16 protein-coding genes and 1 pseudogene are annotated in these 14540 nt (G+C 71.4%); 9 read left to right on the forward strand and 8 right to left on the reverse strand.

Annotated elements, in window-relative coordinates:
* Positions 1-61 precede the first annotated feature (61 nt).
* The 3 genes from AC1DWC_RS17705 to AC1DWC_RS17715 all read left to right on the forward strand — a co-directional run bounded on the left by AC1DWC_RS17705 (position 62) and on the right by AC1DWC_RS17715 (position 2559).
* On the forward strand, positions 62-352 hold the full coding sequence (locus AC1DWC_RS17705) for a DUF2516 family protein (RefSeq protein WP_092776103.1): 291 nt from the start codon (positions 62-64) through the stop codon (positions 350-352).
* Between the two features lie 137 nt (positions 353-489).
* Complete coding sequence (locus tag AC1DWC_RS17710) at positions 490-1428, forward strand: AurF N-oxygenase family protein (RefSeq protein ID WP_477910099.1); 939 nt, start codon at positions 490-492, stop codon at positions 1426-1428.
* A gap of 84 nt (positions 1429-1512) precedes the next feature.
* The gene (locus tag AC1DWC_RS17715) at positions 1513-2559 is read left to right on the forward strand and encodes an alpha/beta fold hydrolase (RefSeq protein WP_477910101.1); all 1047 of its coding nucleotides are present in this window, start codon (positions 1513-1515) and stop codon (positions 2557-2559) included.
* A 78-nt stretch (positions 2560-2637) separates the two neighbouring features.
* Here AC1DWC_RS17715 and purU read toward each other — a convergent pair whose 3' ends face one another.
* From purU to AC1DWC_RS17730, 3 genes are all read right to left on the reverse strand, one after another.
* Positions 2638-3528 carry a formyltetrahydrofolate deformylase gene (gene purU / locus AC1DWC_RS17720; protein ID WP_477910103.1) on the reverse strand — a complete coding sequence of 297 codons (891 nt, stop codon included), beginning with the start codon at positions 3526-3528 and terminating at the stop codon, positions 2638-2640.
* Between the two features lie 76 nt (positions 3529-3604).
* A complete protein-coding gene (locus tag AC1DWC_RS17725) occupies positions 3605-4429 on the reverse strand; it encodes a class I SAM-dependent methyltransferase (protein ID WP_477910105.1) in 825 nt (274 codons plus the stop codon).
* Between the two features lie 28 nt (positions 4430-4457).
* Positions 4458-4976 (reverse strand): GNAT family N-acetyltransferase, encoded by a 519-nt coding sequence (locus tag AC1DWC_RS17730; protein WP_477910107.1) that lies wholly within the window; start codon positions 4974-4976, stop codon positions 4458-4460.
* 98 nt (positions 4977-5074) lie between these two features.
* On the opposite strand from AC1DWC_RS17730, the gene deoC reads away from it, so the two are divergent.
* Positions 5075-5740 carry a deoxyribose-phosphate aldolase gene (deoC, locus tag AC1DWC_RS17735; RefSeq protein WP_477844435.1) on the forward strand — a complete coding sequence of 222 codons (666 nt, stop codon included), beginning with the start codon at positions 5075-5077 and terminating at the stop codon, positions 5738-5740.
* A 72-nt stretch (positions 5741-5812) separates the two neighbouring features.
* On the opposite strand, the gene AC1DWC_RS17740 is transcribed toward deoC, so the two are convergent.
* A complete protein-coding gene (locus AC1DWC_RS17740; RefSeq protein ID WP_477910109.1) occupies positions 5813-6586 on the reverse strand; it encodes an LmeA family phospholipid-binding protein in 774 nt (257 codons plus the stop codon).
* Positions 6587-6698: 112 nt separating this feature from the next.
* Between AC1DWC_RS17740 and AC1DWC_RS17745 the strand changes: the two genes are divergently transcribed.
* The gene (locus AC1DWC_RS17745; RefSeq protein ID WP_072842559.1) at positions 6699-7298 is read left to right on the forward strand and encodes a type IV toxin-antitoxin system AbiEi family antitoxin domain-containing protein; all 600 of its coding nucleotides are present in this window, start codon (positions 6699-6701) and stop codon (positions 7296-7298) included.
* A gap of 60 nt (positions 7299-7358) precedes the next feature.
* On the opposite strand, the gene AC1DWC_RS17750 is transcribed toward AC1DWC_RS17745, so the two are convergent.
* The 4 genes from AC1DWC_RS17750 to AC1DWC_RS17765 form a co-directional block, all read right to left on the reverse strand.
* The gene (locus AC1DWC_RS17750; protein ID WP_477910112.1) at positions 7359-8153 is read right to left on the reverse strand and encodes a class I SAM-dependent methyltransferase; all 795 of its coding nucleotides are present in this window, start codon (positions 8151-8153) and stop codon (positions 7359-7361) included.
* A gap of 45 nt (positions 8154-8198) precedes the next feature.
* Positions 8199-8699 (reverse strand): DUF2505 domain-containing protein, encoded by a 501-nt coding sequence (locus AC1DWC_RS17755; protein WP_477910114.1) that lies wholly within the window; start codon positions 8697-8699, stop codon positions 8199-8201.
* Between the two features lie 83 nt (positions 8700-8782).
* Positions 8783-9286 (reverse strand): DUF2505 domain-containing protein, encoded by a 504-nt coding sequence (locus AC1DWC_RS17760; protein ID WP_477910116.1) that lies wholly within the window; start codon positions 9284-9286, stop codon positions 8783-8785.
* An 81-nt stretch (positions 9287-9367) separates the two neighbouring features.
* Positions 9368-9871, reverse strand: coding sequence for a DUF2505 domain-containing protein (locus tag AC1DWC_RS17765; protein WP_477910118.1), 504 nt, complete (start codon positions 9869-9871; stop codon positions 9368-9370).
* Positions 9872-9914: 43 nt separating this feature from the next.
* Between AC1DWC_RS17765 and AC1DWC_RS17770 the strand changes: the two genes are divergently transcribed.
* The 4 genes and pseudogenes from AC1DWC_RS17770 to AC1DWC_RS17785 all read left to right on the forward strand — a co-directional run.
* Positions 9915-10985, forward strand: coding sequence for a UDP-N-acetylmuramate dehydrogenase (locus tag AC1DWC_RS17770; protein ID WP_477910134.1), 1071 nt, complete (start codon positions 9915-9917; stop codon positions 10983-10985).
* Between the two features lie 59 nt (positions 10986-11044).
* On the forward strand, positions 11045-12301 hold the full coding sequence (locus AC1DWC_RS17775) for a L,D-transpeptidase (protein ID WP_477910120.1): 1257 nt from the start codon (positions 11045-11047) through the stop codon (positions 12299-12301).
* Between the two features lie 229 nt (positions 12302-12530).
* The gene (locus AC1DWC_RS17780; RefSeq protein WP_477910122.1) at positions 12531-12998 is read left to right on the forward strand and encodes a hypothetical protein; all 468 of its coding nucleotides are present in this window, start codon (positions 12531-12533) and stop codon (positions 12996-12998) included.
* A 214-nt stretch (positions 12999-13212) separates the two neighbouring features.
* Positions 13213-14540 (forward strand): annotated as a pseudogene (locus AC1DWC_RS17785) (hypothetical protein); the annotation flags it as partial.

Consider the following 14540-nt stretch of genomic DNA (forward strand, 5'->3'; position numbering starts at 1 on the left):
CGGACCCGCCGAGACCCCCGTGCACACGCTGCGCGGGGGTCTCGCCCGTAGAATGGGTGTCGTGTACACCGTTTACGGCCTCCAGGGCATCATCATGCTCGCGCTCCAGTTGATCGCGCTCGGCGCCGGAGTCTTCGCGGTCTTCCATGCGCTTCGTCAGCGGACCGACGCCTTCACCGCGGTGGAGAAGCTCAGCAAGCCGATCTGGCTGGGCATCCTCGTCGCCTCGCTGCTGGTGCTGCTGCTGCCGCTCGGCATGTTCATCTGGGTGATCGCGGTCGTCGCGATCTGCGTCTACCTCGTCGATGTCCGTCCGCGGGTGGACGAGATCCAGCGCGGTCCCCGCTGGTAGACCGCGGTCGTCGCCGCTCCGAAAAATAAATGCGAACTTGAGTCACAGACACCATTGACAGGGGGTGTCGTGGCGTCGCATGGTGGAGGCAGGTAGGACGCTGCTGCGTCCTACGGGACCTCCAACGAGGAGCGGCAATGTCGACAATCCATGACCACGAGGTGTCCTCGGGACGGTCCGGATCGCGGCGGCCCCGGGCCGGAGATCGTCAGGAGACGGCGAGCAGGCTGCTCGCGTCGGCGGCTCGCAAGTCCTACGACCCGCTGGTCGAGGTGGACTGGGCGGCGCCCGTGCCCGAGGACCTCTACGGCATGACCCCAGAGTGGTGCAGCCTGTACGGCACGGACCTGTGGGAGACGATGACGCAGCAGCAACGCGTCACCCTCACAAGGCACGAGGCCGCGAGCGTGGCGGGCACCGGCATCTGGTTCGAGATGATCCTGATGCAGATGCTGCTGCGCGACATCTACCTGCACGACCCGGCGACGCCGCACGTGCAGTTCGCGCTCACCGAGATCGCGGACGAGTGCCGGCACTCCACCATGTTCGCCCGGTCCGCACAGCGCTTCGGCGTCCCGTCGTACCAGCCGAAGAACTGGATTCGTCAGTCCGCGAGGCTGTTCAAGGCCACCGCGTCCGGTTCGCTCGCCTACGGCGGGACGTTGTTCGCCGAGGAGATCCTCGACATGATGCAGCGCGACTTCATGAAGGACGAGCGGGTGCAGCCGATCACCCGGACGGTCAGTCGGATCCACGTCCTCGAAGAGGCGCGGCACATCAAGTTCGCCCGTGAGGAGACCCTGCGCCGCTCCGCACACATCTCCCGGTCCACGAGGGCGCGCATCCGTCTGCTGCTCGGCATCACCGCGTACTTCGTGGTCACCAGCCTGGTCAACCCCAAGGTCTACGTCGCCGCGGGGCTCGACCCCCGGCAGGCCCGGGCCGCGGTCAAGGCGAACCGCCACTACCACGACAAGATCCGCGAGGGCAGCGCCAAGACCGTCGAGTTCCTCTCCGAGGCAGGGCTGGTCGGCGGCCCGTCGACCCTGTTGCTGCGGCGCGCGCACATCATCTGACCGCGACCCCACGGCGCGGGCCGGCCCGGGTTCCACCCGGCGGTTCACACGAGTAGTTCACCCACAGCACACGGAGGTAGACAGGTGGCGGCACAGTCACGCGGCACGGCGCGACGGATCCTCGTCGGCGTCGCGGCAGGAGCGGCGCTGATCGGCGCGGGCGCGGCATGGCGTTCGCGGCGCTCCGCCGCGTCGCGAGTTGTCCGGGCGGAGCCGAACCCCTATCTCGGCGATCCGGTCGCCGTGCCGGAGGTGTTCGAGGTGATCTCGGCGGACGGCACCCCGATCAACGTGCACGCCTACGGGGACCCGTCGGCGCAGCCGATCGTGCTCAGTCACGGCTGGACGTGCTCGACGGTGTTCTGGCATCCGCAGGTGAACGCGCTGGCCGGGGACTTCCGGGTGATCACATACGACCAGCGCGGCCATGGCCGCAGCGCGCGCGGCGCGCATCCGCTGACCGTCGACGTACTGGCCGACGACCTGTCCGCCGTGCTGGCGGCGACGGTGCCCGCCGGCCGCAAGGCGGTGCTGGTGGGCCACAGCATGGGGGGCATGAGCATCAACGCCTGGGCGGCCCGGTACCCGGAGCAGGTGGGGGAGCGGGTCGGCGCGGTGATGTTGGCCAGCACCGCCACCGACCATCTCCTCGACGAGTCCACGCTGGTCCCGCTGCTGCGCCGGCTGAAGACGGTCCCGGACCCGGTCGGCCGCGCAATCCTCGGGTCCACCGTGCCGATGGCCCGGCCACTGGCCGGTACCGTCGCCACCCGGCGGATGATCCAGTACGCGGCGCTGGCGCCCGGGTCGACGGCCGACGAGGTCGAGTTCTGCACCCGCATCGTCGCCGAGTGTTCCGGCCGCACCCGGGGCGGGTGGGGCGCGGCCATGCACGGGCTCGACCTCCGGATCGGCCTGGCCAACCTGACCGTGCCCACGACGGTGCTCGTCGGCACCGCGGACCGGCTCACTCCGCCGGGGCACTCGGTGCGGATCGCAGATGCCCTCGACAGCCTCGGTCACCTCGAGCGGCTGATCCGGTTGCCCGGCATCGGTCACATGGCCACGGTCGAGGCCCCGGACGAGGTGAACGCGGAGATCCGTCGGCTGGCCACGCGTATCACTGCCTGAGCGCCCGTTCGGCCCGTCGCCCGTCCGACCTCGCCACCCGTGTGAACGGAACCGTTCACACGGGTGGCGCTGTTCGGTTCAGCTGAAGACGACGGTCTTGCGGCCGTGCACGAGGATCCGGTCCTCGAGGTGCCAGCGCAGCCCGCGCGAGAGCACCAGCTTCTCGATGTCGCGTCCCTGCCGGACCATGTCCCGGACCTCGTCGGAGTGGTCCACCCGGATCACGTCCTGCTCGATGATCGGCCCGGCGTCCAGTTCGGCGGTCACGTAGTGGCAGGTCGCGCCGATCAGCTTGACGCCGCGGGCGAAGGCCTGGTGGTACGGGCGCGCGCCGACGAACGACGGCAGGAAGCTGTGGTGGATGTTGATGGCGCGGCCGGCCCAGTGCGCGCACAGTTCCTCCGGCAGCACCTGCATGAACCGGGCCAGCACGACGGCGTGCGGGTCGTGGGCGTCGACCAGTTCACGGACCCGGTCGAAGGCGGGGCCGCGCTCGGCCGGATCCTTCGGGAACGGCACGTGGTGGAAGGTCAACCCGTGTGCCTCGACGACCTCGGCCAGGTCGGGATGGTTGCCGATGACGGCGCAGATGTCGGCGGGCAGCTCGCCGCCGGCCGCCCGGCCGAGCAGGTCGTGCAGGCAGTGCCCCTCCTTGCTCACCAGCAGCACCACCCGCTTGCGTTCGCCCGAGTCCTGAAGCGTCCATTCGGTTTCCGGACCCAACTCGGCGGCCACCGCCTCGAACCGTTCGCGCAGCTCGTCGACGCCGATCTCCAGCGACGACGCCCGGACGGCCTGCCGGGTGAAGAACCAGCCGGTGTCGGGGTCTGCGTGGTAGGCCGCCTCGACGATGGAACCGCCGACCTCGGCGAGGAACGTCGAGATGCGGGCGACGATGCCGGTGCGGTCCGGCGTGCCGAGGGCGAGGACGTAGCGACGGTCGTCGTCGGGGGCAGCGGGGCTACTCATGCGCCCAGTCTCTCAGGTGCGCTGTCGGCAGGGGCACGCGATTCACTCACGGCGGAACGGTACGGCCGCGGACCTGTCAGCGGTCGAGAACGGCGGTGCCGATCAGGGTGGTGGCGTCGATCGTCTCGACGTCCCGCTCGGTGAGCAGCGCCAGCAGGTCGAGCCGGATCTTCTCGACGACGGCGTCGTCGCAGCCGAGCAGCGGCGCGCGCAGTGCACCGCCGAGGACCAGGTCCCAGACCAACTGGGGTGTCGCGGGCAGCAGGTTGGACAGCTCGGTGACCTCGACGGTGTGCGCGCCGAATCCGGTCAGCCAGTCGGTCAGGGCGTCGGCGGTGTCGAACCGGGACAGCGGCGACGGGTCGGCCCCGCTCGGCGCGGCCCCGGGCAGGTGCCGGGCCAGCACATCGGTGTACGCCCGCCCGAGGTCCGTGAGGGCGCCGCGCCGCCACACCGTGACGCCGACCTTGCCGCCCGGGCGCAGCAACTGGACGAGCCGGTTCACCGACTGGTCCACGTGGGGGAGGAAGAACACCCCGTACGAGCAGGCCAGGGCGTCGTAGCCGGCGTCGGGCACGGTGCTCGGCGGCTCCCACTCGGTGGCGTCGGCGCGGACGAAGTCGAGGTTGTGCAGGGCCCGGTCCGAGGCCACCAGCCGACCCTCCTCGAGCAGGTCGTCGGCGAGATCGACGGCATGCACCAGCCCGGCCGGGCCGACGGCCGCGGCGGCCGGTAGCGCCGAGGCCCCGGCGCCGCTGCACACGTCCAGCACGGCGTCGCCGGGGCGCAGCCGCAGCTGGGCGATCAGCGACTGGCCGGCCGGGCCCCAGACCTGAGGGGTGAGGCGGGTGAACTCACGGATGCCGGCGTTGAACACTGCCGCCAGCTGCTCGGCGCTCATGCCTGCCACGGTAGTCGCGGAGGGGCGGTCAGCCCTCGTAGAACGCGGGTGCGTACCGGAACTCGCCGGTCATCTCGGGTGTGTACGCGTCGAGGGTGCGTACCTGGAAGTGCGAGACCCAGTCCGGGACCCCGGGGTCGATGGACAGCGTCGAGCCGGGGACGAAGCCGAACCTCGGGTAGTAGTCCAGGTGGCCGACCAGCGCGACCAGCGGTTCGCCGAGGGCGTCGGCGGCGCCGAGGCTCGCATGCATCAGCGCGGCGCCGACGCCGTCGCGCTGATGCGCGGGCAGCACCCCGATCGGACCGAGCGACAGGACCGGCCGGCCGTCGAGGGTGGCCCGGGTAAGGCAGATGTGTCCGAGTACCTCGCCGTCGACATCGGCGACCAGGGACAGCGCGGGCACCCAGGCGTCCGAGGCGCGCAGCGCGGCGACCAGGGGACCCTCCATCGGTTCGCCGCCGTCGGGGGCCTGCTCGGCGAAGGCCGCCCGGTGAACCGCCGCGATCGCGGCGACGTCGGACGGGTGCTCGCGTCGGATCAACATGAGGCCATGGTGTCGTCCCGCGCGGGGCCGGTGCAACCGGATTTCGGCACCGCGCGAGGTGACGCGGACGGGTTCGGTGCTGTGCCAAGCTCTTCGGTATGTCTGCAGCCCTCACCCGCGCCCGCGTCGCCGCGATGGTCGACCACACCCTGCTCAAGCCGGAGGCGACCACGGCCGACGTCGCCGCGCTGATCGCGGAGGGGCGCGAGCTGGGGGTGTACTCGGTGTGCGTGTCGCCGTCGATGCTGCCGGTGCGCGCCGAGGGCCTGCACGTGGCCGCGGTCGCGGGGTTCCCGTCGGGCAAGCACCACTCGCTGGTCAAGGCGGCCGAGGCTCGGCTCGCCGTGCAGCAGGGTGCACACGAGATCGACATGGTGATCGACATCGGCGCGGCTGCGGCCGGCGACTACAATGCGGTCCTCGCGGACATCCTCACGGTGCGCGAGGGCATCGACGGCGACACGGTGCTGAAGGTGATCCTCGAGACCGCCGCGCTGACCGACGAGGCGATCGTCGAGTGCTGCCGGTCGGCCGAGCGCGCGGGGGCCCACTTCGTGAAGACCTCCACCGGTTTCCACCCCGCGGGCGGTGCGTCGGTGGCGGCGGTCCGGTTGATGGCCGAGACGGTCGGCGGCAGGCTCGGGGTCAAGGCCAGCGGCGGCATCCGGGACGCGGAGACCGCGCGGGCCATGATCGAGGCCGGCGCCACCCGGCTCGGCCTGTCCGGGACCCGCGCGGTGCTGGACGGGTTTCCCGCGGCCTGACGCACCGGCCCGCGCGGCCTCGGGGCGGCGCGGGCCGGCGAGCCGCGGAAGTCCGGGCCCGCGCGCCTCGTTCTAGGTGAGCAGCGAGCAGCTGCTCGGCGCCTGAGCGCTCGCGTCGCCCTTCGGCATGGTGTACGCGCCGCCGGCCAGCGACATCTGCAGGCCGCTGTCGGTGACGGTCAGCGAGTCCGGGGTCATCCCGAGCGGGTAGATCTGCAGGCTGCTGGTCAGGACGTCGACGATGCCACTGACCAGGTCGGTGGGGATCCCGAGTCCGAGCAGTTCGGCGCCGACGGTCTCCACATTCACGGCGCCCGCGTCGACCTGCGGCTTGACGGTCAGCTCGGCCAGGCCCAGGACCTGGAACTGCAGGGTCCCAGCGGCCGCGTCGGAGGCGACGTCGGTGACCAGGTTGCCGAAGGGCTGGGCCTGGATGGTGGCCAGGATGCCGGCGGTGGACCAGTCGATGTCGGCGGTGGAGCTGCCGATGCTGCCGCCTGAGGTGTCGGTGGCGGTCAGGTCGACGTCGTTGACCCGTGCGGTGACGTCCATGCCCTGGGCCGGTCCGAAGCTGGAGCCGGCGCTGCTGATCGTGATGTACGGGACCTTCTTGTCGATCGCCTGCAGCAGCATCGGCTTGGCGCTGAGCCCGACGTCGACCTGGGAGCCCAGTTCACTCTGGAACTGGTCCGCCATGCACTGCTTCACGTTGTGCCGAATGTAGAACTCGGCGCCGACCAGAGCCGCGACCAGTGCGACGATCACGACGAGGGCGATCGTCAGGGCCATGTTTCGCTTCGGGCCCGACGTCGGGGGACGGTACTGGGCGTTTGCGGTGGTCGTCATGGCATGGATTCTTCCCGAAAAATCTGTGTGGGCTCTGAGAACACGCCCCGAATTCGACGAGTCGAGGCCCACAGGATGTGACGTGGAACACAGTTGGACGTACTGTGTCGACATGGACGACCGAGCGCATCGGCATCACCGGCAACAGGACCGCGATCTCTACGCGCAGGCCCGGGAGCAGGACGGCTACTTCACGGCCGCCCAGGCGCGGGCCGTCGGGTTCTCACGGGCCGACATCGGGGCCGCGATCGTCGCCGGGTCGTGGGTGCCGGTGGAGCCGGGCCTGTACCGCTTGACGCAGTGGCGTTCGACCGATCTGGAGGAGGTGGCCCGCTGCTGCGTGTGGTTCGACGACGCGGTGGTCTCGCACCAGAGCGCGGCCGAACTGCACGGACTCGGCAGCCTGCACCCCCAGTTCCTGCACGTCACGGCGCCCACCGAGATCTACCACCGGATGGACCGGGTGGCCGTGCACCGCAGCACCCTCGGTGCCGACGACTGCGAGCACACCGGAGGCTTCCGGATCACCACCCCGTTGCGGACGGTGCTCGACCTCGCCGAGGGCGGCGTGTCGCAGTGGGTCCTCGACGAGGTGGTCGGCGACGCGTTCGCCATCGGCAGGCTCCGCCGGAGCGACCTCGAGGCCGCGATGGCCGGTCGTTCGGAGCGCGTCGAGCAGCGGATCGGCCGGGCGCTCGCCGCGACCTCCTGACCGGGACCGCTCGTCCGCGACCCCGCGACCCCGCGACCCCGCGCCGCCGGGTCAGCCGGGTCAGCCGCGTGGCGCGACCAGCGACCACGGCACGGTGAGCACGCAGTCCCGCATTCGCCGCCTCGGCACCGCCACCGGCAGGCCCTGCCCACGCAACGACTCCAGCGCCACCCGCCAGCGCACCCGAGGCCCGAACGGGGCGTGCGGTGCCGCGTTCGCCCACGCCCGGTCCGCGGCGACCAGCAGGTCGTGGATGCCCTCGCCCGGGACGTTGCGGTGGATCAGCGCCTTCGGCAACCGTTCGGCAACGTCGCTGGGGCGTGCGACGTCGAAGGGGTCCCAGGCCAGAGTCAGCGTCAACGGGCGGTGCGCATCGAGCAGCACCCAGGCGCAGCGTCTGCCCAGTTCGTCGCAGGTGCCGTCGACCAGCAAACCGCCGGGGGCCAGCCCGGACTGCAGCTTCGACCAGGCGCCGGAAACGGCTTCCTCCGGGTACTGGCGCAGCACGTTGAACGAGCGGACCAGGGTCGGGCGCAGACCGGCGAGTTCGAATCCGCCGCGCGCGAAGCTGACCCCGTCGCGGCTCTCGACCACCCGGTCCGGGTCGATCTCCAGGCCGACGACGCGAAGGTCGGAGCGGACCGTGCGCAGCCGCGACGCCAGCTCGAAGGTGGTGTCCGGCCGGGCCCCGTAGCCGAGGTCGACGACGAGCGGGTCCGCGGCCTCGCGCAGTGCGCGGGCCACCTCGTGGCGGTGCCTCAGCCAGCGGTCGCTGCGCCGGAGTCGGTTGATCCCGGTGGTACCGCGGGTGATGACGCCGTCCGGTTTGGGCCGGCCGGACGCGGCGCGGGGCATAGGTCTACCGCTCGGGGGTCTGCTGCTGGGGGTCTGCTGCCGGATCTACTGCTTGGCGAGCCAGTCGGCGGTGACCTGGGCCTCGGTGCGGAACAGGTCGACGAGGTTGACCAGCATCACCTGTTCGAGCTTGCCGCCGACGAACGGGATGAACACCTTGGCCTCGGAGGAGGTGCGCAGGGTGCAACCGGTGTCGGTGCGAAACAGCGACATCGTGCCGGTGAGGCTGCCCGGGCCCGCGGGGATGGACGCGTGGTAGGTGCCGGTGACCGGCTCCCCGAAGGGGCTGTAGTGCTCCTTGCGGGTGATCACCATGTCCTTCTTCATCACGGTCTGCGCGATGTCGGGCAGACCGTCGCGCGGGATGATGTGGTGCAGCACCAGGTCGATGCCGTCGTCGCCGATCTCGAGGCTCTCGACGCGGTTGTCCGAGTACTTGCGCAGTTCCTCGATGCGCGCCTCCCAGTAGTCCCGGTTGGTCAGCGCGGCGTACACCTGCTCCGTGGAGTGGGTGTAGCGGGCGGAGTAGTCGATGCGACGAGCCATGACCGGCAGGGTACCGGCTCGGCCTCGAAGGCAGGTACACCCGCCCGGCCGAGCGGGTGTACCTGCGGTTGACGGTTGCTCGGTCAGGCGTTGGCCGCGGCCCACTCCTCGACGACTTCCTGGTCGCGTCCGAGGATCCCGAGGATCTGCTCGGCAACCATGCCCTCGATGGTGCCGCCGATCAGCTTGATGCTGACCTCGACCTCGCCCTCGACGGTCAGCGTGCAGCCGTCCGCGGACCCGGTGAGCACTGCGGTGCCGCCCACCGTCACAGGCATACCGGTGGTCACCGCGGTGAAGGTGCCGTCGGCGCGGCCGTCGGTCAGGGGGCCCCACACCTCGCCGCGGACGATGGACAGGTCGCCCTTGATGACCTTGCTGACCATGCTGGGCAGCTTGTCCTTGTCGATCTCCTGGGCGATGCCCACGTCGATGGTGCCGTCGCCTGCGGTGAGGTGATCGATCTTCAGGCCGTTCTCGGCGCCCTGCTCGACGCGGTGAAGCCAGAAGTTCTCGTCGGTGAGCGTCCGGTGGACGGTCTCGACGGGCAGAGAGTAGGTGGTGGTCAATTCGATTTTGCGCGACATTGCACGGAGGCTACCCGGTCGCGCCGACGGGCGGTCGCGGTGTGCCGCATACCTTGTCGCGGGTTCCGAGACGATTCGTTCTCAGGTGTGCGAGGCAAGCCACCCGGCGGTGAAACGGTCCTCGTTCTCGAACAGTTCGGTGACCTGCTCGGCGATGACCGACTCGATCTTTCCGCCGATCAGGGGCATCTTCACCTCGACCTGCCCGTCGAGCCCGACCGTCGACCCGTCGCCGTCGGCGGACAGGGTCAGCGTGCCGGACAGCGCGGCCGGGACGCCGTCGACACGTGCCGTGAAGGTGCCGGTGGCGCGGCCGCCCGCGAGCGGACCCCAGGTCTCGGTCCGGGTTATCACCAGGTCGCCGGGACGGACCGTCGTGACGATCGACGGCAGGTGCTCGGCGGGGATCGCCTGGGTCAGCTCCACGTCCACCGTGCCGTCGCCCACGGTCAGGTGGCCGAAGCTGGCGCCATCGCCACCGACCTCGACGAGACGGTCACGCCAGTACTGCTCGCCGGTGAGGGCCCGGTGGACCTGGTCCACGGACTGGCGGTACGAGCACGAATGCAGGATGCGGCGGGCCATGCCCGGCACGCTACCGTTTCACCCCGTGCAGGCATTACAGGACATGGTGACGGAATTCGGTGCCGAGCTCGAGACGGACGTGCCGCTGTCGCGGTTCACCACGCTGCGGCTGGGTGGTCCGGCGCGCGCGATGCTCACCTGCCGCAGCACCGACACGCTGGTCGCGGTGGTGCGTGCCCTCGACGCGTCGGGCACCCCGGTGCTGATCCTCGGCGGTGGCTCGAACCTGCTGATCGCCGACGAGGGGGTGGACGCGGTGGTGGTGCGGGTGGCCAACGCGACCACCCGGCTCGGCGCCGACCACGTGTACGCCGAGGCCGGCGCGGTGTGGGACGACGTGGTCGCCGAGGCGGTCGGCGCGGGACTCGGCGGTCTCGAGTGCCTGTCCGGGATCCCCGGGTCCGCGGGTGCGACGCCGGTGCAGAACGTCGGCGCGTACGGCGTCGAGGTCGGGACGCTGCTGCGCCGGGTCCAGCTGCTGGACCGGGCCACCGGTGAGGTGCGCTGGGTGAGCCCCGACGAACTCGGCCTCGGCTACCGGACCAGCGTCCTCAAGCACTCGGACGCCGCGTTGGTGCTCGCGGTGGAGTTCGCCGCCCGGCCCGACGGGCTGAGCGAGCCGCTGCGCTACCGCGAGCTGGCGACCGCACTGGGCGCCGACGAGGGCGAACGCCGACCGGCCACGAAGGTCCGCGAGGTGGTCCTCGGGTTGCGGGCGGGCAAGGGCATGGTTCTCGACGCCGCCGACCACGACACCTGGAGTGCCGGCTCGTTCTTCACCAACCCGGTGGTCCCGGCCGACCGGCTGGCGCCGGTGCTGGCGGCGATCGAGGCCCGGGTCGGCGACGGGGTGCGGATACCTCAGTTCCCGGGCGACGGCGGGACCAAGCTGTCGGCGGGTTGGCTCATCGAGCGGGCCGGCTACGGCAAGGGCTACCCCGGGGGGGAGGCCGCGGCGCGGCTGTCGACCAAGCACACATTGGCCCTGACCAACCGCGGCGGCGCGTCCACGCAGGACCTGCTGGCCCTCGCCCGAGATGTCCGGGACGGCGTGCAGGACGCGTTCGGGATGCGGCTCGAACCGGAGCCGGTGGCGGTGGGCTGCACGGTCTGAGCCGGGAGCGGGAGTTCGGTCCGGCTGGGCACTCCGCGGTCGCAGGTACCGTGGATTTCGTGCGCAACCTGGGTATTTGGACAAGTCGGACCCGCAAGGGTCCGTTGATCGTGCTGCTGCTGGCGGCTGTCGTCGCGCTGCTGGCGGGATGCACGATCGGGGGCGACGGCTCCGGAACCTCGAATCCGGCCGCGGCGCCGCAGCCGGTCGCGGAGGTGACGCAGGCACCCGCGGCGGACGCGCAGGACGTGAGTCCCACGGCCCCGGTCTCGGTGACCGTCGCCCGCGGCACCCTGGCGGACGTGGCGCTGGTCAACGCCGCAGGCACGCCGGTACAGGGCGCGCTGACACCGGACCGGACCGCCTTCCACGCCACCGAACCGCTGGGCTACGGCGTGGCGTACACCTGGTCCGGCACCGCCACCGGGACGGACGGCAAGGTGGTGCCCGTGCAGGGCACCTTCCGGACCCTCGCCCCGGCGTCCACCACCTCGGCGAACATCAACATCGGGGACGGCCAGGAGGTCGGCATCGCGGCGCCGATCATCCTCAAGTTCAGCGACCACGTCGCTGACAAGGCCGCGGTGGAGAAGGCCCTCACCGTCACCACCAACCCCCCGACCCCCGGCGCCTGGGCCTGGCTGCCGGACGACAACGGCTCCCGCGTGCACTGGCGTCCGCAGAACTACTGGGCGCCCGGCACCACCGTGACCATGGTGGCCAAGCTGTACGGCGTCGACTACGGCGACGGCGCGTACGGCGCCGACGACCTCAGCGCGGACTTCACGATCGGCCGCAGCCAGATCGTGAAGGCCGACGCCCCGAGCCACCGGATGCAGGTGGTCCGCGACGGTGCGACGGTGATGGACATCCCGGTCAGCTACGGCGAGGGCGACGAGGACCGCAACGTGACCCGAAGCGGGATCCACATGGTGACCGAGAAGTACGAGGACTTCCTGATGTCTAATCCGCCGTTCTACGAGAACGTCCGCGAGCACTGGGCGGTGCGGATCTCCAACAACGGCGAGTTCATCCACGCCAACCCGCAGACCACGGGCGTGCAGGGCTCGGCGAACGTCACCAACGGCTGCATCAACCTCTCCCTGTCCGACGCGCAGGCCTACTTCGGCACCGCCATGTACGGCGACCCGGTGGAGGTGACCGGTACCCGTATCGACCTGTCCGCCGCGGACGGCGACATCTACGACTGGGCGATCGACTGGTCGACCTGGCAGTCGATGTCGGCGTTGCCCGCGGGGGGTGCGGCCGCCGCGGCTGCTCCCGCCGTCGCACCCACGACGGCTCCGATCAGCTGACCCGGCCGCCCGMCCGGCCGGGCCGGCTGGGCGGAACCGAACGGGGTTGCCTCGCGTCAAGGCCGATGAGGGGTCGAAGCGGCGGTGGGTCTGATCGCCCGTGACGGCGACGCCACGATGGCCGTCGCCCTCGATGCCGTGCTCGGGGACGTCGCGACGGCCATGCGTGAGTACTGGGGAATTTCGAGGGCGACGGGACTTTCGGGGGTGACCGGGGCGCACGGCCCGGTTGGCCACCCAGGTCGCGGTGCGGATGGTGGTACGCGAGCCGGTGATGAAGCTGCTCCGGGAGGCCGCGACGAGCGCCGCGCAGAACCTGTTGTCGGACGGGGCCATTCAGGTCCTGCAGATCCTGCGGGATGACCGCGACCGCCTCGCCACCGGCGCGCTGGTGTCCGGGTCGGTCGAGGGGTTCGTCGATGGCGCGGTGTCCGGCGGGATGGGCCGGTTCGGGTCCGAGTCGCCGCTGGGCAGTGTCGCCGCCGAGGCGGTCGCGGGCGCGGCCGGCTCCGCCTCGAGCGCCGTCGTCGCGGGAGACGGGGTGTCCTGGCAGGACGTCACCTCGGGCGCGGTCGACGGCGCGATCGGCGGCACCCACGACAGCATCGACGCGGCCCGTCGCGGTGAGGGTCGACCGGGGTGTGACGGCCGAGCCACCGTGCCCGCCGGATCGGCTCGCCGGAACGTGGAACCGTGACGGACCGGTCCGCGTCTATCCATGGTGAGCCGTCTGAACCGAGCCTGACGTGGGAGTGGGCGTGTGCGTACGGGGGAGCGGACGTGGGGAAGCGTCCGCGGCGCGTCGACACCCGCTCGGGCTCGGTGACGGTGGCCGGTGAGGCAGCTGCGCAGGGGGCAGCTGCCTCACGGGGGCTCGGAGAGATCTCGGTCCGTGACGAGGGGGATTTGAAATGTCGTTACCCAGCCTGGAGGACCTGACCAGTTCGCTCGGGAAGCTGGCATCGCGCGCCGTCGACGACCTGACCGCGCTGACCCGCGACCCCGGCAACTGGATCGTCGACGTGGTGTCGGGATTCGATCTCGACGAGCTCAGCCGGGTCCGAGCCGAGCAGGCGGCGGGCAACTCGGCTCGGTCAGACCTGTACGGGGTGCAGGACGATCTCCGCTCCCGGTTCGCGGGAAACTACGACCCGCCGTCCCTCTCCGCCGTCGAGAGTTTCGATTCGATGTCGCACGAGCAGATCAGGGACGCGGTGGATGCGATGAACGCGGAACCCATCCGCGCCAGCGCCGAGGGCTGGGCGAGGATCGGGACTGCGCTCGCCGACGCTCTCACCGGATTCCAGCAGGCGATCGAGCGCGAGATCGCCGACGGCTGGCGCGGAGTCGCCGCGGCGTCCGCGTCCGCGGCGACCGAGAACTACGGGTCCGCATCGGCGGAGTTGGCCCGGGCAGGAAGGCTGGTCGGGACCAAGATCGAGGAGGCCTCCCTCGGGATCGCCCAGGTGAAGGCCACCATGCCCGCGGCCCCGACCACGTCGTTGTTGGAGCAGGTGTTCGACGTGGTCGTGCCGTCGGCCGGGATGCTGAAGAACGTGGTGCACGGCTCCGACGAGGCACGTCAACAGGCGATCCAGATCATGAAGACCGTCTACACGCCGGTCATGCAGCAGGCCGATGCCAACGTCCCGGTCCTGCCGCGGCCGCTCGACCCGACGGTCCGCCCGCCGGCGCCGCACCGACACGCGGTCGACCCGGCCGCCGGCACTGCCGACACCGGTCGGCCGGACGGCGGCCGCACCGGCACTTCTCCGGGCGCGCCGACGCCGGGCGATCCGTCGCCGCAGCGGCTCGGGAGCGAGGCGCCGACCGGCGGCGAGGACGACGGCCCGGCCGGCCGGGGCGGCCAGACCGACCCTGGCGACTGGACGGACCCGACCGGCCCGACCACGGGTGGTGACTCGTCGGCGACGGGCGCCGACAACGGCGCCGAGGACCCGAATTCGGCTGTTCCGGAGACCGATCCGTCCTCGGTGTGGACCGCACCGGCCACCTCGGGTGCCGCCGATGCTGCGGTCGGCGGCCCCGGCCCCGGCCCCGGCGTCGGGTCAGGGACAGGGACGGGGGTCGGGGTCGGGACCCCGCACCCGTCGGGAGGGGCCGTCGGCGGGGGCGCGCCGGCCGGAGGCGCGGGACCAGGCGGTTATTTCGGCGGACCGGGCGGCGGGCCGGGCTCGCCGGGTGGGGTCGGCGGTGTGCCGGGCTCGCGGGGCGGCGC

The sequence above is a fragment of the Rhodococcus sp. P4_C10 genome, from assembly GCF_056402135.1.